Below are 23089 nucleotides of genomic sequence, written 5' to 3' on the forward strand. Positions count from 1 at the left end.
ATGACTAAACCTGCTCTAAGAACCACATTCTAATAAGTGGGAGTTAAGAGTCCTTGGATTCAGTTGTAGGTAAAACTCCATCTGAATCAAGTCTTCTTTATAAATGGTACATGTCTAAATAAAGGACACTTGATGGTGCCGTTGTACAGGGCATAACTTTTAAATTATACAAAAAAGTAAGGAGAGAAAGATGGAAATAAAATCAATTAAAAAATTGAAATTATATGGATTTAATAACTTAACCAAGACGCTTAGCTTTAATATGTATGATATTTGTTATGCCAGAAGTCCAGAACATCGTCAAGCTTATATTGAATACATCGATGAAGAATATAATGCAGAACGGCTTACCAATATTTTAACGGAAGTTGCCAATATGATTGGAGCTAATATCTTAAATATTGCCAAGCAGGATTATGATCCTCAAGGTGCTAGTGTAACCATGCTCATTTCCGAAGGTAAAATTGCCGCCGATGAGCTGGAAGAAAAAGAGCTGCCAGATCCACAGTCCGATGCAGTTGTGGCTCATTTGGATAAAAGTCATATTACCGTACACACATATCCGGAAAGTCACCCAGATAAGGGGATTAGCACTTTTCGTGCAGATATTGATGTTTCTACTTGCGGAGAAATTTCTCCTCTGAAGGCATTAAACTATCTAATTAATAGTTTTAGCTCTGACATTGCGATTATTGATTATCGAGTACGTGGTTTTACTCGTGATGTCAGTGGTAAAAAATTCTATATTGATCATAAAATTAATTCTATCCAAAATTATATTGCACCCGATACCCGGGAGTTATATCAAATGCTAGATGTAAATGTATATCAGGAAAATATCTTCCACACAAAAATGATTCTAAAAGAATTTGATTTAGATAATTACTTGTTTGGTACAGCAAAAGGGGAACTTTTGCCAGGGGAAAAGAAAAAAATAAAACAACGTTTGAAAAAAGAAATGTCTGAAATTTATGCTGGTCGCAACATTCCAAAAGTAAAATAAAGAAGACTTGATTCAGATGGAGTTTTAACTCCATCTGAATCTTAGCCCTTCTTATCCAGGGATTTAGCCGCTCTTAACTCCCACTTATATAAGTGAGCCTTGGGTCCGGAGACCCTTAGAGCGAACTTATTTCGAGTTTACAGCCTGTTTTCCTGACCGTCAAGGGCAGGGAATTACAGACTGTTAACGAGATGAAGATGGGAGTCTTAGAGCGGCTTAGTCATCGGATAAAACTTAAAATATGAACCACAAAAACACGATACCGCTTTCGCGGTATAGAAAGAGGAGGAAAATCTGCTAGTGTCCACTCCTTTGTGTCTTTGTGGTTCATTTTCAGCTATAACAACTCAATAAATTTCTGTGCTGCAATTGGAACTGGCAAACAATCATAAGTTATAATCCCTAATTCACGTTTCGGTATCTCTGTAGTGAGGGTGAGGGGAAATAACTGATTGTCAGCCAGTTCTTTCTGTATATATTCACGACTCATAAAAGAAATCCCCAAACCAATCTTAGTTAATTCGATCATTAAATCTACACTGCCTAATTGAATTTCTGGTTGAAAAAGAATATTGTTTTGGGCAAATAAAGCATCTAAGAAGGTTCTAGTCGTCGTATTTTTTTCTAAGGTGAGAATAGGCAGAGCTGCAACCTCATCGAGGGTTAAAAGAGATCCTTGCAGATGGGAAAAGGCAGGGCTAGCAAAAAATACATCATGAAGCATCTTGCATTTACTAATTGTCATCTTAGGGTAGGATTTTTCTGGGGCAAGGTTGACAACACTAATGTCTACCAAGCCTTTTTTTAATAAGTCGACGCAGACAGGTGAAGGGCGGTTGGTAACATTAAGTTTGATTTTAGGATATAGTTGATTAAATTGCTTAAAATAAGGAAGTAAATAATATTTGCAGATTGTATCGCTGGCGCCTATCTTTAATTCTCCTTGTTCAAGAGTGTAGAGTTCGCTAAGGCTGCGCTCCCCAGTTTTAAACAAATGAAAAGCCTGTTCAACATGAGTAAATAAAAGGTGACCAGATTCCGATAGCTGCACTTGCTTTGTACTACGAAAAAAAAGTTTGGTGTTAAGTTTCTCTTCCAGCAGTTTGATGGCTTGGCTAACAGCGGATTGGGAGATATAGAGCTCGTTTGCGGCTGACGAAAAGCTTAAGTATTTAGCAACGTAATAGAATACTTTATATAATTCAAAGTTAATATCCATATATAAGCTCTCCTAATGATTTATATTAAAATTATTAATTATTATAATCAATGATAGTATACTACAATAAGAATAGCAAGAGGATATAGGAGGTAGTAAAATGCCACATCAAGTAAAACGAATTTTTGTTGAGAAACGTGTAGATTTCGCCGTAGAAGCAAAGGGTATGTATGCTGACCTTACTCAAAATCTTGGCATTAAAGGCTTAAAAAACGTACGTATAATTAATCGTTATGATATATCTGGCATTAGTGAGCAGGAATTTGCAGATGCAAAAAACAGTATTTTTTCAGAACCGCCAGTTGATGATGTATATGATGAAGTACTGCCAATCAATCAAGGGGATCACATTTTTGCGGTAGAATTTTTGCCAGGGCAGTATGACCAACGTGCTCATTGGGCGGCCCAATGTGTGCAAATACTTACGAAAACAGAAGATTTATCCATTCGTACTGCAAAAGTGATTGTATTACAGGGTAATATTGGAGAAGATGAGTTTGAAAAAATAAAAGCCTATAGTATTAATCCAGTAGAAGCTAGAGAAGCTCGATTAGACAAGCCTTTTAGTCTTGATCTGACCGTGGAGAGTCCAAGCAATGTAGCAGTTATTGAAGGCTTTATTAGTAAGACAACAGAAGAGTTGTCCATGATATTAGGACATATGGGACTGGCAATGGGACTTGGGGATATTGCCTTTTGTCAGCAATATTTTCGTGATGTGGAAAAACGCAATCCTACTATTACTGAAATAAAAGTATTAGATACCTATTGGTCAGATCACTGTCGTCATACAACTTTTTTTACAGAGATTGAAAAGGTAGATATCGAAAAAAGTCATTTTGCTCAACCGATAGCCAAAGCGTATGAGCAATACCTCAAGGCTAGAGATGTGGTATATAAAGATAAGAAAAAAGATATTTGCTTAATGGATATTGCCATTATGGGCATGAAGGAATTACGGCAAGCGGGTTTGTTACCTGATTTGGACCAATCGGAGGAAATCAATGCTTGTAGCATTGTGGTTCCTGTAGATGTTGATGGTGTAGTAGAAGAGTGGTTAGTGATGTTTAAAAACGAAACTCATAATCATCCGACAGAAATTGAACCTTTTGGTGGTGCGGCTACCTGTCTTGGTGGAGCAATTCGCGATCCTCTGTCAGGCAGATCTTATGTATACCAAGCAATGCGTGTTACCGGTAGTGGTGACCCACGGGCTAAAGTAGAAGAAACTCTAGCTGGAAAATTGCCACAGCGAAAAATCACCTTAGGAGCAGCTGCAGGATATAGTTCCTATGGCAACCAAATTGGATTGGCGACAGGTCAGGTGGCAGAAATTTATCATGAGGGCTTTATCGCAAAAAGAATGGAAGTTGGTGCTGTTATTGCTGCCGCTCCTAAAGCCAATGTTGTCCGTAAACAGCCAACAGAGGGCGATGTAGTTATTGTCTTGGGTGGAAGAACAGGCCGAGATGGTTGTGGTGGTGCTACTGGCTCATCCAAAGAACATACAGAAGAATCTCTAGCAACTTGCAGTGCTGAAGTGCAAAAGGGCAATCCGCCAACAGAACGAAAAATTCAAAGGTTGTTTAGGCACCCTAAAGCAAGTGAAATGATTAAACGCTGCAATGACTTTGGGGCAGGTGGAGCATCTGTCGCCATAGGAGAATTGACTGATAGTCTCGTAATTGATCTTGATGCTCTGCCTAAAAAATATGCTGGTCTGGATGGTACGGAGCTTGCTATTTCAGAATCGCAAGAACGTATGGCAGTGGTTGTGGCTCCAGAAAATGTAGAAGATTTTATGAACTATGTAGCAGCAGAAAATCTAGAAGCTGCAGTAGTGGCCAAGGTAACAAATTCTGGGCGTCTTGTTATGTTATGGCGAGGCCAGCCTATTGTAGATATTAGTCGTGACTTTTTAAATACCAATGGTGTTAAACAAAAAGTCGATGTACAAGTAGTTGCACCGACAGAGGCTGATAATTTTTTTGCGAGTACTAGAAAAGATAGCGAAAATCTTGAAGCAGCCTGGTTAGACAATTTGCGTAACATCAATGTATGTAGTCAAAAGGGTCTTGTAGAAATGTTTGATAGTACCATTGGTGCGGGCACAATCTTAATGCCTTTCGGGGGAAAATATCAGGCAACACCAGCAGAAGGGATGGCAGGCAAAATTCCTGTTCTTCATGGTAGTACAAATACGGCGACTTTAATGACTTATGGTTTTGATCCTGAGTTATCATCATGGAGCCCTTTTCATGGTGCAGTATATGCAGTCGTAGAAGCGGTAGCGAAAGTGGTAGCCATGGGCGGGGACTATCAAAAGATCCGTTTAACCTTACAGGAGTATTTTGAACGATTGGGCCTTGATGCTGCAAAATGGGGTAAACCTTTTAGTAGTTTACTAGGTGCTCTTCATGCTCAAGAGCAGTTTGGTATTCCTGCTATTGGTGGCAAAGATAGTATGTCTGGGACATTTAAAGAACTAACAGTGCCTCCTACCTTAGTCGCCTTTGCTGTAAATGTGGTTACGGCAGACACTGTACTTTCTCCCGAATTTAAAAAGGCACAAAGCCAAGTGGTACTCGTACCTTTAGTTCGTGATGCTTACGAGTTACCAAACTTTCCAGTAGTGTGCCAAGGCTATAGAAAAGTTAACCAATTAGTTAAAGCTGGTAGAGTTCTTGCTGCTCACACGGTAAAAATGGGTGGCTTAGCTGCAGCGATTAGTAAAATGAGCTTCGGCAATCGCATTGGGATGAAGATGACTTCCTCCTTATCTTTGAAGGAATTATTTGGAGTTGACTATGGTTCTTTGGTATTAGAAATTCCTGCTGGTGTGGATGTACAACAAGCATTTGGTGATATAGCTTACAAGATAGTTGGACAAACCCAAGAGAAACCAGTGATTGAAGTAAATGGCTATTCAATTGATATTTTAAAAGCGCAAACAGCTTGGGAGAAACCTTTAGCTGCTGTTTTCCCTACGGAAACAGAAATTGTGAGTGAAAAACCGAAGACAGAATTATTTGCTAGCAGTCCCCAAAAGTCGAAACAATCTTTCGCAAAACCGCGTATTTTTCTACCTGTATTCCCAGGTACTAACTGCGAATATGACTCAGCAAAGGCTTTTGAAGTAGCGGGAGGCAATGTAGATACCATGGTCATTCGCAACCTTACACCTGCTGCGGTAGAAGATTCTATAGAGGAAATCGTAAAACGAATTAAAAACTCTCAGATTATTATGCTTCCAGGTGGATTTAGTGCCGGTGATGAACCAGATGGCTCAGGTAAATATATTGCTACTATGTTTAGGAATCCAAGAATTAAAGAAGCAGTACGTAATTTTCTATCCCAGCAAGATGGGTTAATGTTAGGTATCTGTAATGGTTTTCAGGCACTGATTAAATTAGGATTAGTTCCTTACGGCGATATTGTCGATCTGACCCCTAACTGTCCTACTTTGACTTATAATCAGATCGGGAGACATATTTCCTGTATGGTGAAAACGAAGGTAGTATCAAAGCTTTCTCCTTGGTTTAATAATGTAGAACTAGGGGATATGCATACCATTGCTACCTCTCATGGGGAAGGACGCTTTGCTGCTGACAGTTCATTAGTAAACGAGTTGCGTCAAAAAGGACAGATTGCCGCTCAATACGTAGATGAGCAAGGTCAACCTACTTATGATATACGTTATAACCCTAATGGATCTGTTGAAGCTGTAGAAGCACTTACCAGTCCAGATGGACGAATTTTAGGCAAGATGGGGCATTCGGAAAGAATTGGTAACCAGGTAGTGAAAAATGTTCCTGGTAACAAGGATCAACAACTTTTTGCTGCGGGTATTGAATACTTTAAATAAAAATTAAAAAAAGACTAAGTTTTAGCCGGTTCTAAAAATACTTGGGCTAATCCTTAGTCTTTTCTTATAATGCAAAATGTCTTTTTAAATGGTATACAGTATTTTATTCGTAAAAAGGGAAAAAACGAAAAGTAGGCGTTCAAAATTCAGTATTTTATGGTATCATATATTAGGTTGTAAGTAGAATAAAGAAAGGGATAGTGTAAAAATTTATAACGGTGTATTATACAAAAGTACTTTGTGTGTAAACAATGTTATAAATCGATGGTAAGTTTTCTTGTCTTTGTATACTTACAAATAGTAATACGAGAAGGTGGGAGTAAAGTAGATGTCCGTAGTTAAAAAAAGAGAAACTTTTTCCTCAGGTTTAGCAGTATTTTTTGCAACCTTAGGCTCTGCAGTAGGTTTAGGGAATATATGGAAATTTCCTTATCTGACAGGGCAGAATGGTGGCGGAGCTTTTTTATTGGTATATTTTTGCTGTATTTTATTTGTAGGTCTGCCAATCATGTTGAGTGAGTTCTATATTGGGCGTAAAACAAGAAAGAATGCAGTAGGTGCATTAGAACAGTTAAAACCTGGAACTTCCTGGAAAAATATTGGTCTTATGGGAGTAAGTGCAGCCTGTATTATTATGTTTTTTTATAGTTGTGTAGCAGGCTGGGTATATTTTTATTTGTTTAAAGCTATAGTTGGGGATTTTGTTGGTGTCACACTAGAGGTTGCCAAAGCCCAATTTGGTGCTGTGATTATGGGACCTTTATCGCCAATTATTTGGCAGTTCATTGTTTTAGCCGTAGTAGCTGGAATTTTGACCATGGGTGTTAAACAAGGCATTGAAAAAATTACAAAGACATTAATGCCATTATTATTCGTTCTTATTGTTATTTGTGATATTCGTGCCTTAACATTGCCAGGAGCGGCTGAAGGCGTTAAGTTCTTATTTCATGTCGATTTTGGACAACTATCAGCTGCAGCTATTTTAGCGGCATTGGGTTTAGCCTTCTTTAAATTATCTCTTGGTATGGGTACTATGATGACTTATGGGAGTTACTTTACGGAAGATAATAATATGTTTACGACAGCATTAAAGGTAGCTCTGTCAGATACTTTAGTTTCTATGTTAGCAGGTCTCGCCATATTTCCAACAGTATTTTCCTTTGGTATGGAACCAACTGCTGGTCCTGGCCTATTATTTATGACCATTCCACTTGTATTCTCCCAAATGCCTTTAGGTAATATTTTATTAATTGCCTTTTTCTTCCTTACTGCGATAGCAGCTACAACGGCTATGTTATCGTTAGTGGAAGTGCCTATCGCTTATTTGTCTGAAGAAAGAGGTATGTCAAGAAAAAGTGCGGCAATTTTGACTGCAACTATTATGTTCGTAGTTGGTATTTTAGCTACTTTGTCAGTTGATAAGGCTAGTGTACTTGGTCATATTACCTTCTTTGGCATGGGATTCTTTGATTTATTTGATTATATTTCATCTAATATTTTATTGCCGATCGGTGGATTGTTAATTGCTCTGATGATGGGATATTCGATAAAACGTGAGGAAGTAGTGACTGAGTTATCGAATAATGGCAAAATGAAGGTTGCGGCTTTGGTAAATGTATACTTCTTTTTGATCCGCTATGTGACCCCATTATTGCTTATTGTAGTCTTCTTAAGCTCAATTGGAGTACTTAAATTCTAAAATAAATAAATGCTGCTTCCGAATATATTCGGAAGCAGCATTTTCTTTTGCATACTTGCCAGCATTGAGTATAATAGTTATAGTACAATTTTAGTTGTGAGAGGAAAGTTTATGAATATAGTATCAATTGAGAAGTTATCCAAAAGTTATGGCATGAAGAATTTATTTAGTAATGTTACTTTTGGAATTGACGAAAACGATAAAATTGGTTTAATTGGTGTAAATGGAACGGGAAAATCTACTTTTCTAAAAGTAATAGCAGGGTTAGAGGAAGCGGATGATGGCAAGGTGAGCCAAGGAAATCAGGTAGAGGTACAATATCTATCTCAGAATCCTGATTTTGATCCTTTAGATACGGTACTGGATCAGATATTTAAAGGCTATTCTCCAATTATGAAGCTACTAAGGGAGTATGAGCAGGTGTTATTGGCTGTTAATAATCAGCCTAATGAAGGTATAGAGAAGCGCTTGATAGCCTTAAGCCAGGAAATGGATGCTATGAATGGCTGGCAGTTAGAGAGTGAGGCAAAGAGTATTTTAACCCGGCTTGGTATTACCGATTTTACAGCCCAGGTAGGTACCTTATCTGGAGGTCAACGTAAACGGATTGCCTTAGCAAGTGCTTTAATTCATCCAGCAGATCTCTTGATATTGGATGAGCCTACCAATCATATTGATAATGATACTGTGGCTTGGCTTGAGGAGTATTTACACAAACGTAAGGGCGCTCTACTCATGATTACTCATGATCGTTATTTTCTAGATCGAGTAGTCAATCGAATTATTGAGCTGGATAAAGGTAATTTGTATAGTTATACTGGAAATTATAGCCTCTTTTTAGAACTTAAAATGCAGCGTGAAGCAGACCAAGAAGCCACCGAGAGTAAACGACAGAATTTACTGCGTAATGAGTTAGCTTGGATGCGTAGAGGGGCCAAAGCACGTACTACGAAACAAAAGGCAAGGATTGAACGCTTTGAAAAGTTGTCAGATGAAAAGGTAGATTTAAGCCAAGACAAAGTTGAGATCACAGCCGGCGCTAGTCGCTTAGGGCGAAAAATAATTGAATTATCCAATGTAACTAAAAATTTTGAAGAACGGACAGTCATTCAGGACTTTAGTTATATTGTGCTTCGAGACGACCGTATGGGGATTGTGGGACCTAATGGTAGTGGGAAATCTACTTTGCTAAATTTAATTACCCAGAGGATGGAACCTGACAGTGGCGTGATTGAAATTGGCCAAACTGTAAAAATCGGCTATTTTTCCCAAGAGAACGGAGATATGGATGAGAATCTTAGGGTCATCGAATATATTAAAGAAGAAGCAAACTACCTGCCAGCGGCAGATGGCAGTGTCATTACAGCTTCTCAAATGTTAGAACGTTTTCTTTTTCCACCTGAATTACAATGGACACCGATTCGTAAGTTATCTGGCGGAGAGAAACGTCGTTTATATTTGCTCCGCGTATTGATGGGAGCGCCCAATGTCCTGCTCCTTGATGAGCCTACCAATGACTTAGATATTCAGACATTGACAATTCTGGAAGATTATCTCGATGAATTTCCCGGGGCGGTTATTGTTGTGTCTCATGACCGCTATTTTTTAGATCGAGTCGTCGATAAATTATTTGCCTTTGAAGAGGGTGGATCGATTAAGCAGTACGTGGGAGGTTATTCGGACTATCAGGAAACCTTGGCATCTAAAGGGATTAGCGAAGGTAACAAAGAAAAAGAGACGGCCGCTCACCCGTCTCAAGTTGAAAAACCAAAAGAACGTTCTCGTAAATTTACATTTAAAGAACAAAAAGAATATGAAGAGATTGATGCCGTAATTGCCAGTATGGAAAAAGAGATCCAGATTGTTGGTACCCGTATTAATGGGGCAGGGAGTAACTTTGTCTTGCTGCAAGAGTTAACAGACTTACAGCAAGAATTAGAACAAAAGTTAGCAGTACTTTTCGATCGCTGGACTTATTTGAATGAATTGGCTGAGGAAATCGAAAATAATAAATAAAGAAGACTAAGATTCAGACGGAGTTTTAACTCCATCTGAATCTTAGCCCTTTTTATCCAGGGACTTAGCCGCTCTTAACTCCTACTTATGAAGATGGAGTCTTAGAACGGTTTAGTCATCGGATAATTGTTTTGTTTTACTTTATAGCATTATATTTACAGAGTACTGCTTTTATGGCAGCATAGTCAATTTCTTCTGGCAGAGCATCTTTAAGGGGTTTTAATTTTTCAGCACCTAATTCTGCTATTTTACTAAGAATTAGATTTTCATATTGAGGTGGGATGAGAGCATCCCAATTTACGATATGTCCTTCTTGATAGCAGCGTACGAGATGATCTTGTACTGTAAGAGATTTTAGGCCACGAATTTGACTGATTTCATCTAGTGAACGACCACTTTGATAAAGTTCTAGGCTAACTACATGACTCGGATGCTCTTGGCTCTTGCTAGCGCTCTGTTTCGTTTCAGTAGGTAAAACGCTTGGTTTTATGCTATTCATAGCTGCATATTGTTGCATGACTTCCAAAAATTCATCACCATAACGTTTGCGTTTGCTTTCTCCCACCCCTTTGATTGTCAGCAGGGCCTCATACGTTGTTGGACAATACTCGCTCATTTCCTTTAGGGTGCTATCAGCGAATACTAGATAAGGTGGTATTTGCTCTCTATCAGCAATTTGTTTTCTTAGGCTGCGTAATAAGTCAAAGAGGGAATTATCGGTTGTAATCTTTTTAGCACGGGTTGGCACCTTCTGCCATACCTTTGTTTGGTTTTTTAATACAGCAATGCCTTTAGGTGCTAGTTTTACTACAGGATATTCACTATCCGTTAATGCTAAGTAATCGGTAGCGATTAAACGGTTAATCGCGTCGCGAATTTCTGGTAGGGTATAGTTCTTCAATAGTCCATAAGTAGATAAACTATCAAAACCTAGTTGCAGAACTTTTTTATCTTTAGAACCTTTTAAAACACTTGCAATTATGGTTGTGCCATAGCGTTCTTTAACCCGCATGACACAAGAAAAAATCTTTTGTGCATCTAAAGTGATATCTGTAAGCTCATTATCATCATTGCAGTTACTGCAATTGGCACATTCTGCTGTAGTATTTGACTCGCCAAAGTAGTTTAAAATAAATTTTCTTAGGCATTCGGGGGTATGACAATAATCTACCATCGTTTGCAATTTGTTTAGTTCATTTGTTTTGCGTTCCGTATCGAAAGTGGTTTGCTCAATTAGGTATCTTTGTAATAATGGATCTTGGGCACCGAATAAAAGAATACATTCACTAGGCTCTCCATCTCGTCCTGCACGACCAGCTTCTTGATAATAAGCTTCCATGTTTTTGGGCATATTGTAATGTATAACATAACGCACATTGGACTTATCAATTCCCATACCAAAAGCATTGGTTGCGACCATAATACTAATATTGTCATAAATGAAGTCTTCCTGAAAACGTTGTCGTTCGTTATCAGGGAGTCCAGCATGATATTTTCCCACAGAATAACCTTTTTTGTGTAATTGGCTATAAAGATTATCTACTTCTTTACGGGTAGCGGCATAAATAATTCCTGACTGGTCTTTGTTAGTGTTAATATAGTTTAAGGTGAAGTCCGTTTTATTTTCCCCACGTATGACGGTAAAAGATAAATTCTCACGGTCAAAGCCTGTCATATAAATATCAGGTTTTTGTAAAGTCAATAAGCTTTTGATATCTTGGGTTACATCGGTAGTAGCAGTTGCTGTAAAGGCGCCAATAATGGGACGCTTAGGCAAAGAACGAATAAAGGAACCGACAGCCCGATAACTAGGGCGAAAATCATGTCCCCATTGTGAGACACAGTGGGCTTCGTCAATGGCTAATAAGGATATCGTCAGAGATTTAATAGCAGCCTGAAAACTTTCAGCTTCTAGGCGTTCTGGAGCAATATAGATAATTTTGTAGCGACCACATTTTGCATTATAAATACGCTCACTGACAACGGAAGCACTAAGAGAACTATTAATAAATGTGGCAGGAATACCTACGCTGTTTAAGGCGTCTACTTGGTCTTTCATGAGGGAGATTAAGGGTGATACAACTAAGGTGGTGCCTGGTAATAATAAGGCAGGGATTTGAAAACACAGAGATTTACCCGCTCCTGTAGGCATAATAGCTAAGGTATCTTTCTTTTGTAAGAGACTGGTGATTATTTTTTCTTGTCCGGGGCGGAAGGTGGTATAACCATAGTGTTGTTTTAATATTTTTAGGGCGGCATCTAACATATATTTTCTCCTGAAGTTTATTTTTAATAGAAAGTATGAAATAGCTGCTAAGAGATTGCTACTTTCATTAAGTAAAAATCTTAGCATGACTATTTCATTAGAATATATCATAATATAGTATTTAATTCGGCTTTTAATAAGGGGATTCCTGTCGATATAACACTTGCTTTTTGCAGATTGCCATTATATTTTTTCCAGTAATCATGTATAATGTAAAATAGAGTTTCGTTTTAGGAGGGATTACCATTAAGTTTCAACAACTTACTCTTGAGGATAAGCCGCTATTTGATAGGTTCTTTAAGGAGCGGCGGTATGAAAATGCCCATTATAATTTCACTAATTTATTTATGTGGCGCAAAGCCTACAATATAAAGTGGACAGTTGAAGGCAAATTTTTATGCGTAAAAGCCTGTTGGGAAGGGGAAACATTTTTTTTACCTCCATTTGGCCCAGAAGAAGGCTTAGCAGATGTAGTAGAAATAATGCTAGAACATGCTAAGGAAGAGAATTTTCCCTTTGCGTTTCAGGGAGTAGAAGGCTACATGGTTGAGTGGCTAGAAAAGATAAAACCTGGTTATTTTAGCTGTAAGCCGGAACGGGATAATTATGATTACGTCTATTTGGCAAAAGATCTAATTGAGCTAAAAGGGCGCAAATTTCATACTAAGAAAAATCATGTAAATAGTTTCAGAAAGACGTACAGTAACTATCAGTATGTCCCAATGACAGCTGACATGACGCAGCAGTGTATTGACTTTATGGCGGCATTTACTTATGGTGAAATGAATAACAATGATACTGCAGTGATTCATGTAGAAAAGGGCCGCAAAGAGTTTAAGGGTGTTTATGGGGTTATTAATCAAGAGTTTTGTGCTCACAACTACCAAGAGGCTCTTTACATTAACCGAGAAGAAGACATGGGAATTGAAGGCCTGAGAAAAGCGAAAGAATCCTACCATCCTGTTAAAATGGTAGAAAAATATATTGTAAAAGTTAAATAATAAAAACCGTTACATAAATTATTTTTATGTAACGGTTTTTTGTATAGGGGTGGCGCTTTTTTCGTAGTATAAGAATAAAGCATCGGTTACCATCTAAAAATATATAGATTGAAAAGCAGGAAAATTACAATATTTTATAAAAGTATGTAGTAAAGAAAAAAATAAGGGGTGCAGAAATGAAAAAAGTACAATTGGCATATGGTAAAGGCAGTATTAGCATTGAGGTTCCTCAAAGAGCTGTAGTCGTTGAACCCCAGCATTTAGAAAGCTTAAAAGATGAGAAGGCAGCCGTAATCGCGGCACTGCGCCAACCAGTAGGTACTCCTCCCTTAAAAGAAATGGTGAAAGCCACTGATCGGGTAGCAATTGTAATTTCTGATATTACAAGACCAACTCCTAATCATAAATTAGTACCTTGGTTGATTGAAGAATTATCTCATGTCCCCAAGGAGAACTTTGTGGTCATTAATGGATTAGGGAGTCATCGGCATAATACAAGAGAAGAATTGATTAGCATGTTAGGTCAAGAAGTGGTAGACACTATTCAGGTTATTAACCATGAAGCCTTTGATGATGAACAGTTAGTACATGTTGGTCGTAATAGTTATGGTTCTGAAGTGTATTTAAATAAAACCTATGTAGAAGCTGATTTTAAAATTGTAACTGGATTTATTGAACCTCATTTCTTTGCAGGATTTTCTGGAGGTCCAAAAGGTATAAATCCAGGAATTGTCGGTATAAAAACCATTCAAGACTTTCATAATGCCGAGATGATTGGGAACCCTAAGAGTACATGGGGCGTGATTGAGGGAAATGGCGTGCAAGATGCAGCTACGCAAAACTGCTTGATGGCAAAACCTCAGTTTATGCTGAATGTTACTTTGAATGGGGATAAAGAAATCACTAATGTATTTGCAGGTGATGTTATTGAGGCCCATCGTGTAGGCTGCGCTTTTGTAAAGACTCATTCTATGGTGGCTGTTGATAACGCCTTTGACATTGTCATTACGACGAATGCTGGTTATCCTTTGGACCAGAACCTTTATCAAACTGTAAAAGGGATGAGCGCAGGGGCCCAAATCGTAAAAGAGGGCGGCAGTATTATTAGTGTTGCAGAATGTTCTGATGGACTTCCTAGTCATGGTAATTTTGGTCCTATCTTAAAGATGCGTAATACGCCTCAGGACTTATTAGATATGATCAATGATTCTTCTTTTTCTATGTTTGACCAATGGGAGGCGCAAGCATTAGCTATGATACAAGTGAAAGCGGATTGTTACTTGTATTCCTCCCTTGACAAGGAGACCGTAGTGGATTGCATGCTGCATCCAGTCGAAAACATAGAAAAGACATTAGCCGAGTTGATAAAAAAATACGGGCCAGATGCGAGTATTGCCGTATTACCCTTAGGACCACTAGTCGTTCCCTATGTGGTTAAATAAAAGATAGTATAAGGTTTTGGAGAACGGTTGAACCACAGAGGCACAGAGGACACAAAGAGCAGAGTGAGATATGCTTTCGTGTCCTCTGTGCCTTTGTGGTTTATTTTTAAAAAATTTAACAATATTCCTATATCTGATCAACAGGGGTATAGTGTCATAAGTATTGTTTCATACTATGACTGAGGTGGAGTGAATGAAAAATAAACATAAATTGAAGCAGTTATTTTTAGCCATTGGAGTGTTAATCCTATTAGCAGGAGGGTGTTCTTTTTTGCCTTCACCAGCTCCTAAACCTGCACCAGAAGTTCCGGCGCCTAGCCCAGTTGAGCCAATACCAGGAGTAGAGCTTTTAAATGTTAACAATTATAAAAATGAACCTACCATTACAGTATGGATTGCAGATAAAGGTTCTGTAGAAAGTATGATGTTAGAAAAATACTTGGAAGGGGTTGTTGCGAAGGAAATGCTGCCTGATTGGCCGATAGAAGCATTAGCCGCGCAAGCCATTACCTCAAGAACGCTAACCCTTCATGCCATTGAAGCAGGCACAATTAAACGCTTGCACCATGCTGATGTTAGCACCTCAAAGGAAGAGTTACAAGCTTATGCACCTGAGCTAGTTAATGAAAATGTCAAAGAAGCAGTGCGTCGTACTCGTGGACAGGTATTGGTATATGCCGGTGGTTTAATAAATGCCATTTATAGCTCCTGTAATGGACAAATTGCCGCTACGAAGGAAGAGAGTTTCCCGAAGGAGATTCCGACGCCTACGCCCTATTTTCAGCCCGTGACTGATCAGTGTTTTCAATACGCACCCGAGAAAGAAAAAAACTGGGAAGTTAAGATACCTGGTAATGAAGTAGCAGCTGCCATAGGTTACCATGGCAATCCAGCAGATATTAGAATCTTAGAAAAAGGACCTTCAGGTCGTATCCTGACCATAGGCGCAGGGAACCAAAAAATATTTGGTGCTGAATTTAGAAAGGCAGTGGGTTATGATCGGCTACGATCCACATTAATTACAGAAATGAATTATGATGGCCAAAATTTTGTGTTTAAGGGCATGGGCTGGGGTAATGGTGTAGGGCTGTGTCAGTGGGGGGCCTATACTTACGCACAGCAAGGGAAAACAGCAGAGGATATTGTAAAAGCCTATTATGTCGGAGTGGATGTAATAAAATTGTGGCAATAAGAAGCAGATTTAAAGTAATTTTTTAAAACTGAATGTATATACTAATAGTGGAGAGGCAGTCATATGGCACCTCATCCATATAGGCGCCGCAGTTCCTTTTTTAAAGGGAGTGCGGCGCTACGGCATTTTACAAGGTAGGTTAGCTAATAAACAGGTTCAACAGATTTATTAACTATTAATTTTCGACTAGAAGGATTTAGGGAAAGTGATATTTTTAGAGAAAAGGATTGGTTAAATTGTAAATCTTTAGCAGGAATTAACATGTTCTTATTGAACTTATATAGATACATATTATCGGATGCTGAAACGCCAGATAAAAGAAGGTCCGGCACAAAAGGGAGATGGCAACAATGGCTGACTATATAATAACCTCGGAAATGGCAGGCTCTTTAGCTCGGTTTATTTATCAAAATACAAACTATCATATCATCATTTGTAATCAAGATGCTATGATTGTCGGGGATTCCGACAGTGGAAAACGACTTGGGACAAAACACGAAGGGTCACAAAAAATTCTTAGTGGGCATTTGGATGAATATGTAGTAACTACGGCAGATGTGCAAAAAAATCCAACCTTAAAGGAAGGGCAAAATTATCCAATTGAGGTAGATGGACAGAGGGTAGGTACTTTTGCAATTGCTGGTCAGTTAGATTATGTCCGTCCCATTGCTAAGGTTGTGGTAGCTTTGCTTAGTAGTCGATTAAAGCAGGCAAAACAAATCGAAATTGTGCAGGGAGTCGCCCACGCTGTTTCGCGAAATGTAGAACAGGCTGTTGCTGCTATCGAAGGTATTTCTGCTTCTTCTCAAGAATTGGCTGCCAATACGGAAAGCGTAGTAAATGTTTCTCATGATTCAGTTAGAAGGGTAAAGGACACAGGCAAGATACTTGATATGAGTCGTAAAATTGCTACCCAAACAAAGCTATTGAGTTTGAATGCTTCCATTGAAGCCGCTAGGGCGGGGAATTATGGTAGGGGTTTTGCCGTTGTAGCACAAGAAATGCAAAACTTAGCGCAAAATAGTGCGGATGCTACCGAAAATATCAATAAAATTTTGCAAGAGATACAAGAGTCCATTCAAAAAGTGATTGATGGTATTAATCAGTCTGCTGTAATTTCCAACAAGCAAGCAGGGACAATGCAAGATATTATTAAAGTCGTACAAGATGTACAAACATCCTCTGCTGATTTGGTAGCGGCCTTTGAAAGAAATGAATGATTAATTGATACCAGGCTAAAAAACATATTTTAGACATTCTTTTACATACTATAGTAATAGAGCGTGAGCTGTATAACAGACTATTATCTGCAAAAGCGCCGCTTGTCTGGTAAGCACAGGCAGGAGGCGCTATATTTTTTTTTTTTTGATAAATCGTCGCCTTTGGTTGCAATATTTGCTGAGTACGCTATAATATATTTCAGGTTGGCAAGGGAGATAATATGAAAAATGTTGTAGTTACGATAATTGGCACGCAAAAGGATGAGCAAAAAGAAGAATCACGAATTGAACTTATCACTTTAGGTCGCTGTTATAGTAAAAATGGTGTAAACTATATCTTATATAAAGATAGCGAAATATCGGGTCTTGAAGGCGTCACTACGATGCTAAAAGTGTATGATAAACAGGTGACACTAGTAAGAACGGGCAGCGTGGAGCATAAACAAGACTTTCGGTTAGGCGAAAAAAGCCGTAGTACATATGTTACGCCTTATGGTACTATGCAAATGAGTATAGTGACAAACAGCCTGAAAATAACCTTAGATAGTATTATTGGAATTAAAAATCTAGATATTAGTTATGAATTAGAAATGAACGGACAATGGCAAAGCGCTAATACTTTGTCTATCAGCATACGGGAGGAAAGCAAACGTGGATATTAAAGATTTATTGCAGACGGCAATTTACCAAGCAGCTCATAAAGCCATTGCTGATGGTGTATTTGCAGATCATGAGTTGCCTCAAGTTATCTTAGAGGTGCCACCTAAAAAAGAATTTGGTGATTTTGCTACGAATTTTGCAATGCAGGCAGCTAGAGGAGCGAAAACCAATCCAAGGGTCATTGCCGAGGCCATTGTAGAACGAATGAATGAAACATGGATGGAAAAAGCCGTTATTGCTGGTCCTGGTTTTATTAATTTTTATTTAAAAACAGACTGGTTATATACTATGTTAGCAGATGTGTTAACTCAGGGTGAAAATTATGGGAACAGCCAAGCCGGTGGGAAAGAAAAAATTCAGGTGGAATTTGTCAGTGCAAATCCAACTGGACCACTTCATGTAGGTCATGGACGTGGCGCAGCAGTCGGAAGTGCATTGGTTAATTTATTAAAAGCTGCAGGTTATGATGTTGCGAGTGAATACTATATTAATGATGCTGGTAATCAAATTGATAATTTAGCTGCATCTGTTCATGCTCGCTATTTAGAACTCTTAAATCAAGAAATTGATTTTCCTGAAAACGGATACCATGGTGAGGATATTATTGACACGGCTAAAGGTATTATTGATCGAGAAGGAGATGCCTATCTGGCTTTTTCTGTAGAGGAACGATTAACCAAATTTAAAGAAATAGCATTACAGGAAAAATTAGCGGCATTAAAAGCTGATCTAGCCTCTTTTAATGTATACTTTGATGTATGGTTTAGCGAATGTACCTTGCATCAAAATGGTGCATTAGAAAAGACTTGTCAAGTTCTAAAAGATAATGGTTCTATCTATGAACATGATGGGGCTCTTTGGTTAAAATCCACAGCCTATGGGGATGATAAAGACCGAGTGGTAATTCGGGATAATAAAATTCCTACTTATTTAGCTGCTGATATTGCCTATCATCGCAATAAATTAGAGCGAGGGTTTAAAAAGCTCATTAATATTTGGGGTGCTGACCATCATGGGTACATATGCCGTGTGAAAGCTGCTATTGGCTCCTTGGGGTATTCTCCTGAACAATTAGAAGTTTTAATTGTACAAATGGTGAGTTTATACAGAAGTGGTCAATTGGTTAAGATGTCAAAACGCACAGGGCAAAGTGTAACATTAACAGAACTGATTGAAGAAGTTGGCACAGATGCTGCAAGATTCTTCTTTATTATGCGTTCTCTTGATAGCCAATTAGATTTTGATCTTGACTTGGCGAAATCTACATCAAACGAAAATCCGGTCTATTATATTCAATACGCTTATGCACGAATTGCTAGCATATTCCGTCAAGCTACAGAAGATGGCATCACTCTTAGTGAGATCGATCATAGTAAATTAAATTTACTAACAACGGAATGTGAGATCGATTTGATTAAAAAGTTGGGTGAATACAAAGAAGAAATAATTGATGCAGCAAAAGAGCGGGCACCACACCGTATTGCTCGATACGTACATGACTTAGCAGGACAATTTCATACTTTTTATAACCAATGCCGTATTAAGGGTGTGGATCGTGATTTACAGCTAGCGCGAATGGGTTTAGCCTTGGCTGTACAAACAACCATTCGTCATGCACTCAATATTTTAGGGATAAGTGCCCCAGAGAAAATGTAAAATTAAAGCATTATTAAGAAGAGGAGTTTCCTCTTGCTTGGTGAATAATACCAGAAAAAATAGTGAAATTGGTGTTTAAATAAAAATAAAAATAAAAAATTAGACGCTAAGTGCGGAAGGAATAAATATATGACAGAAATGATGAAACAAGTCTCAGAGGTAGAATTGGCTTATAAAATTTTACAAAAAACAGGACACTCTATGTATTTTAGAGATTTAATAACAGAGGTTTTAGAGCTTAAGGGACGCAGAATTCATTCTTTGGCTCATGCCATGTCCGAAGTGCATACACAAATCAATATGGATAGCCGATTTGTTCATATGGGAAAAGGTATGTGGGGTCTTATGGACTGGTCACCTCAACAATTAAGCGCTCACTCAAATGATGAAAACGAGAGTGTAACCAGTTCTTTTTCATCCCGTCGAGAAAAACTTTTTGAAGAAATCCAGCAAGAATATGTTGCAGCTTCAACAGAGCCTGGTGAGCGAGAATAAATACTTGACACTGCCCTTTAGTAAGGATAAAATGATTGGCGTACTTGAACTAAATATGGACGTATAAATAATAGATCTGTTAAAGGCATTTTAGGAGGAAATTGAGATTATGGCAAAATATATATTCGTTACCGGGGGGGTTGTATCTTCACTTGGTAAAGGTATTACTGCTGCTTCATTGGGGCGGTTGTTAAAGAATCGCGGACTGAAGGTTACCATTCAAAAATTCGATCCCTACATAAATATTGATCCAGGAACCATGAGTCCTTATCAACATGGTGAAGTATTTGTTACGGAAGATGGAGCCGAAACAGATTTGGATTTGGGTCATTATGAACGTTTTATTGATATTAATTTAAGCAAAAGTTCCAATGTGACAGCAGGAAAAATATATTTGTCTGTTATTAATAAAGAACGTAAAGGTGATTATTTAGGAAGTACAGTCCAAGTCATTCCTCATATCACCAATGAAATAAAAGATCGTGTTTATCGTGTAGGCAAAGAGGATAATGCAGATGTTGTTATTACTGAAATTGGCGGCACTGTAGGCGATATTGAAAGTCTGCCCTTTTTAGAAGCAATTCGCCAGGTGAAAAAAGAAGTAGGGCGCAATGACGTACTTTATCTTCATGTAACATTATTACCTTACATTGCTGCAGCAGGGGAATTAAAAACTAAACCTACTCAACATAGTGTAAAAGAGTTAAGAGGTATTGGTATTACCCCTGATATTATTGTTTGCCGTACGGAATATGATATCTCTCCAGATATGCGAGATAAATTAGCACTTTTCTGTGATATTGATTCCAATGCAGTCATTCAAAATAAAACAGCGTCAAGTATTTATGAAGTTCCTTTGATGTTACAAGAGCAAGGCCTTGATCGTATTGTTTTAGAAAAACTTAAAATAGATGCTGGCGATGCAGACATGGCTGATTGGCGCAAAATGGTTCACAAGATTATTAATCCTACCAATACTGTTAAAATTGCTATTGTCGGTAAATATGTAGCTTTACCTGATGCATACTTAAGTGTAGCAGAAGCATTAAGACATGCCGGTATTGCTAATGATACATCCATTCAGGTTCACTGGATCAATGCAGAAGAAATTGAAGACGAGGCTGTGGATCTTAAAAAGTGCTTTGAGGGTGTTGATGGTATTTTGGTACCAGGCGGCTTTGGCGATCGGGGTGTGGAAGGTAAAATTAAAGCCATCCAATATGCCAGAGAAAACAAGGTGCCGTTTTTCGGATTGTGCTTAGGTATGCAATGTGCTGTTGTCGAGTTTGCTCGTAATGTATGTAAAATGGCAGATGCTCATAGTACAGAGTTTAATGGTGAGACAAATTATCCTGTGATTGATCTGATGTCAGAACAAGTGGCTGTTGAAGAAAAAGGCGGAACTATGCGCCTAGGCGTTTACCCATGTAAGGTATCAGAAGGTACCTTGACTGAGCAAGCTTACCAAGATGAGATTATTTATGAACGTCATCGTCATCGTTGGGAGTTCAATAATGCCTACAGAGAGCAGCTTACCCAGGCTGGTCTTGTGATCGGTGGAACTTTACCTAATGGTCGTTTGGTAGAAATCGTGGAAGTGAAGGATCATCCATGGTTTGTTGGTACTCAATTTCATCCAGAACTGAAATCACGTCCAACCAATCCTCATCCTTTATTCAGAGAATTTGTAAAGGCTGCTCTGAGCAACAAGAAGTAGAAAGAAGCAACTGTTGGACGATTTGTCGACAGTTGCTTTTTCCTATACCTATAGACTTACAGTATTAGGGTTAGACAATAAGGAGGATACTCATGTATAAAAAATCAGTTATGGTTGTAATTGGCATATTCGTATTATTTTCCCTTGTGGGTTTAGCATCTATGGCAAACAGCGCAAAGGAACGGGGAAAGGCAAATCGCTCTGGTAAAATCGCCATCATTCACGTTGAAGGTGTTATTTTAGGTGGACGAGGGCAAAGCACTGTACTTTTTGAACAAGGTGGTACCGATCAAGTCATTAAGCAAATCCATGAAGCAAGAGATGACAAAGACGTACAAGCTGTGGTTCTCAGGATTAATAGTCCAGGTGGCAGCGCAGCAGCTTCTCAAGAAGTAGGAGAAGAACTTAAGAAGCTGCGGGCTCAAGGTAAAGTAGTGGTGACTTCTATGGGGGATGTTGCAGCCTCGGGAGGATATTGGCTGGCAGCTTGTACAGATAAAATTTATGCAAATCCTACAACGATGACCGGTAGTATCGGAGTATATATGCCTTATGCAAATTGGGAAGAGTTATATAAAAAAGTTGGTATTTATCAAGAGAAAATTAAAAGTGGTCCTCATAAAGATATTATGTCTCCTGAACGTCAAATGACACAGGAAGAGCGAGAAATCATTCAAACTATGGTGAATGATATTTACAATCAGTTTGTGGATGTTGTAGCTGAAGGGCGTAAGATGGATAAGGACCAGGTGCGGAAGTTGGCTGATGGACGTATTTATACAGGGAATCAAGGGAAACAATTAGGTTTGGTTGACGAATTAGGCAATATGTATGATGCTATTGATGGGGCCGCGCAGTTGGCAGGTATTGTGGGAAAACCAGAAATAAAGGAGCTTGGCAAACAAACCCCTTGGCAAATGCTCTTTGGCCCTAGTGAAAAGATAAGTACTTTGCTAGAACAGTTTTTGTTTCAAAAAGCACAAAACCAGTTAAGTTTTGGCATTCCCTTGGAAGCTTCGCCAGAAAAATGGCAGGTGAAGTAAATGGGGAATATATTTGATGTTATGTATGATGTATTATTTCAGCCCAAGATGGGGATGAGGGTTATTGCTGATAAGAAGAATATTAGTCAATCTCTGATTGTGTTTTTTCTTAGTTTATTAATACCTTTATGGGCCTTGTATTTTGGTTTAAAGGCTTCTAGTGGGACCGCTCTGGTTCACTTAGTAATCGGGTTTAAGATAATTGCCAGTCTTATGTTATGGATTTTAGGAACTGCCGTGTGGCATTTAATTGCAGAATTCTTTGGGGGTAGAGGCACAGCTGTTGGATTATTTTCGGCTTTAGGCTTTGCCTATTTTCCCTCCGTACTTATTGTGCCATTGTGGGTATTCGCGGCTTTATTACCAGCTAATTTTAAGAGTATAATGATGGCCTTAGTAGCGCTCCTAATTTTGAGTTGGTCGTTTGTTTTACATATTGTAGCAATTAAAGAGGTGTATCAATTTTCTACAACGAAAGCTGTGCTCGTACTTGTTACGCCAATGCTGATTATGGTATTAGTAGGTGCGGTTACCTTTACCTTTATTAGCAGTGCGTTGATTCAGATGCCAATGTGGTTGTAGATCGATAAAAGGG

Annotated in this window: 16 protein-coding genes; 14 read left to right on the forward strand and 2 right to left on the reverse strand. The window is 38.5% G+C overall.

Features of this window, described 5'->3' with window-relative positions; translation table 11 throughout:
* The first annotated feature begins 190 nt into the window (after positions 1 to 190).
* Entirely contained in the window at positions 191 to 1003 is an 813-nt protein-coding gene (gene speD, locus QSJ81_RS09280; RefSeq protein ID WP_285717135.1) for an adenosylmethionine decarboxylase, read from the forward strand.
* A gap of 337 nt (positions 1004 to 1340) precedes the next feature.
* Here speD and QSJ81_RS09285 read toward each other — a convergent pair whose 3' ends face one another.
* On the reverse strand, positions 1341 to 2222 hold the full coding sequence (locus tag QSJ81_RS09285; RefSeq protein ID WP_285717136.1) for a LysR family transcriptional regulator: 882 nt from the start codon (positions 2220 to 2222) through the stop codon (positions 1341 to 1343).
* A gap of 100 nt (positions 2223 to 2322) precedes the next feature.
* On the opposite strand from QSJ81_RS09285, the gene QSJ81_RS09290 reads away from it, so the two are divergent.
* From QSJ81_RS09290 to QSJ81_RS09300, 3 genes are all read left to right on the forward strand, one after another.
* Positions 2323 to 6087, forward strand: a complete 3765-nt coding sequence (locus QSJ81_RS09290) for a phosphoribosylformylglycinamidine synthase (RefSeq protein ID WP_285717137.1) — start codon at positions 2323 to 2325, stop codon at positions 6085 to 6087.
* Positions 6088 to 6415: 328 nt separating this feature from the next.
* Positions 6416 to 7786: a sodium-dependent transporter gene (locus QSJ81_RS09295; protein WP_285717138.1), complete on the forward strand. Its 1371-nt coding sequence runs from the start codon at positions 6416 to 6418 to the stop codon at positions 7784 to 7786.
* A 111-nt stretch (positions 7787 to 7897) separates the two neighbouring features.
* Entirely contained in the window at positions 7898 to 9802 is a 1905-nt protein-coding gene (locus tag QSJ81_RS09300; protein WP_285717139.1) for an ABC-F family ATP-binding cassette domain-containing protein, read from the forward strand.
* Between the two features lie 136 nt (positions 9803 to 9938).
* On the opposite strand, the gene recQ is transcribed toward QSJ81_RS09300, so the two are convergent.
* On the reverse strand, positions 9939 to 12068 hold the full coding sequence (gene recQ, locus QSJ81_RS09305; RefSeq protein WP_285717140.1) for a DNA helicase RecQ: 2130 nt from the start codon (positions 12066 to 12068) through the stop codon (positions 9939 to 9941).
* A gap of 245 nt (positions 12069 to 12313) precedes the next feature.
* Here recQ and QSJ81_RS09310 point away from each other — a divergent pair, with 245 nt between their 5' ends.
* The 10 genes from QSJ81_RS09310 (at position 12314) to QSJ81_RS09355 (ending at position 23076) form a co-directional block, all read left to right on the forward strand.
* Positions 12314 to 13069, forward strand: coding sequence for a DUF2156 domain-containing protein (locus QSJ81_RS09310; RefSeq protein WP_285717208.1), 756 nt, complete (start codon positions 12314 to 12316; stop codon positions 13067 to 13069).
* A 176-nt stretch (positions 13070 to 13245) separates the two neighbouring features.
* The gene (gene larA / locus QSJ81_RS09315) at positions 13246 to 14511 is read left to right on the forward strand and encodes a nickel-dependent lactate racemase (RefSeq protein WP_285717141.1); all 1266 of its coding nucleotides are present in this window, start codon (positions 13246 to 13248) and stop codon (positions 14509 to 14511) included.
* A 193-nt stretch (positions 14512 to 14704) separates the two neighbouring features.
* Positions 14705 to 15703 (forward strand): SpoIID/LytB domain-containing protein, encoded by a 999-nt coding sequence (locus QSJ81_RS09320; RefSeq protein ID WP_285717142.1) that lies wholly within the window; start codon positions 14705 to 14707, stop codon positions 15701 to 15703.
* A 350-nt stretch (positions 15704 to 16053) separates the two neighbouring features.
* Positions 16054 to 16923 carry a methyl-accepting chemotaxis protein gene (locus QSJ81_RS09325; protein ID WP_285717143.1) on the forward strand — a complete coding sequence of 290 codons (870 nt, stop codon included), beginning with the start codon at positions 16054 to 16056 and terminating at the stop codon, positions 16921 to 16923.
* Positions 16924 to 17144: 221 nt separating this feature from the next.
* Positions 17145 to 17585: a YwiB family protein gene (locus QSJ81_RS09330; RefSeq protein WP_285717144.1), complete on the forward strand. Its 441-nt coding sequence runs from the start codon at positions 17145 to 17147 to the stop codon at positions 17583 to 17585.
* Positions 17575 to 19239 carry an arginine--tRNA ligase gene (argS, locus tag QSJ81_RS09335; protein WP_285717145.1) on the forward strand — a complete coding sequence of 555 codons (1665 nt, stop codon included), beginning with the start codon at positions 17575 to 17577 and terminating at the stop codon, positions 19237 to 19239. The genes QSJ81_RS09330 and argS overlap by 11 nt, the downstream gene beginning before the upstream one ends.
* A gap of 129 nt (positions 19240 to 19368) precedes the next feature.
* On the forward strand, positions 19369 to 19734 hold the full coding sequence (rpoE, locus tag QSJ81_RS09340; RefSeq protein ID WP_038667426.1) for a DNA-directed RNA polymerase subunit delta: 366 nt from the start codon (positions 19369 to 19371) through the stop codon (positions 19732 to 19734).
* Positions 19735 to 19843: 109 nt separating this feature from the next.
* Entirely contained in the window at positions 19844 to 21451 is a 1608-nt protein-coding gene (gene pyrG, locus QSJ81_RS09345) for a CTP synthase (RefSeq protein ID WP_285717146.1), read from the forward strand.
* Between the two features lie 92 nt (positions 21452 to 21543).
* Positions 21544 to 22494 (forward strand): signal peptide peptidase SppA, encoded by a 951-nt coding sequence (gene sppA / locus QSJ81_RS09350; RefSeq protein WP_285717147.1) that lies wholly within the window; start codon positions 21544 to 21546, stop codon positions 22492 to 22494.
* Complete coding sequence (locus QSJ81_RS09355) at positions 22495 to 23076, forward strand: Yip1 family protein (protein ID WP_285717148.1); 582 nt, start codon at positions 22495 to 22497, stop codon at positions 23074 to 23076.
* The last annotated feature ends 13 nt before the right edge of the window (positions 23077 to 23089 follow it).

Source organism: Pelosinus sp. IPA-1 (genome assembly GCF_030269905.1).
Classification (GTDB): domain Bacteria; phylum Bacillota; class Negativicutes; order DSM-13327; family DSM-13327; genus Pelosinus.

What these genes read in the sequence shown, in the direction of transcription:
- rpoE (WP_038667426.1), top strand. Translation starts at nt 19,369, where the DNA reads ATGACAGAAATGATGAAACAAGTCTCAGAGGTAGAATTGGCTTATAAA.
- larA (WP_285717141.1), top strand. Translation starts at nt 13,246, where the DNA reads ATGAAAAAAGTACAATTGGCATATGGTAAAGGCAGTATTAGCATTGAG.
- pyrG (WP_285717146.1), top strand. Translation starts at nt 19,844, where the DNA reads ATGGCAAAATATATATTCGTTACCGGGGGGGTTGTATCTTCACTTGGT.
- QSJ81_RS09300 (WP_285717139.1), top strand. Translation starts at nt 7,898, where the DNA reads ATGAATATAGTATCAATTGAGAAGTTATCCAAAAGTTATGGCATGAAG.
- QSJ81_RS09285 (WP_285717136.1), bottom strand. Translation starts at nt 2,222, where the DNA reads ATGGATATTAACTTTGAATTATATAAAGTATTCTATTACGTTGCTAAA.
- recQ (WP_285717140.1), bottom strand. Translation starts at nt 12,068, where the DNA reads ATGTTAGATGCCGCCCTAAAAATATTAAAACAACACTATGGTTATACC.
- speD (WP_285717135.1), top strand. Translation starts at nt 191, where the DNA reads ATGGAAATAAAATCAATTAAAAAATTGAAATTATATGGATTTAATAAC.
- QSJ81_RS09320 (WP_285717142.1), top strand. Translation starts at nt 14,705, where the DNA reads ATGAAAAATAAACATAAATTGAAGCAGTTATTTTTAGCCATTGGAGTG.
- sppA (WP_285717147.1), top strand. Translation starts at nt 21,544, where the DNA reads ATGTATAAAAAATCAGTTATGGTTGTAATTGGCATATTCGTATTATTT.
- QSJ81_RS09330 (WP_285717144.1), top strand. Translation starts at nt 17,145, where the DNA reads ATGAAAAATGTTGTAGTTACGATAATTGGCACGCAAAAGGATGAGCAA.
- QSJ81_RS09290 (WP_285717137.1), top strand. Translation starts at nt 2,323, where the DNA reads ATGCCACATCAAGTAAAACGAATTTTTGTTGAGAAACGTGTAGATTTC.
- QSJ81_RS09325 (WP_285717143.1), top strand. Translation starts at nt 16,054, where the DNA reads ATGGCTGACTATATAATAACCTCGGAAATGGCAGGCTCTTTAGCTCGG.
- QSJ81_RS09295 (WP_285717138.1), top strand. Translation starts at nt 6,416, where the DNA reads ATGTCCGTAGTTAAAAAAAGAGAAACTTTTTCCTCAGGTTTAGCAGTA.
- QSJ81_RS09355 (WP_285717148.1), top strand. Translation starts at nt 22,495, where the DNA reads ATGGGGAATATATTTGATGTTATGTATGATGTATTATTTCAGCCCAAG.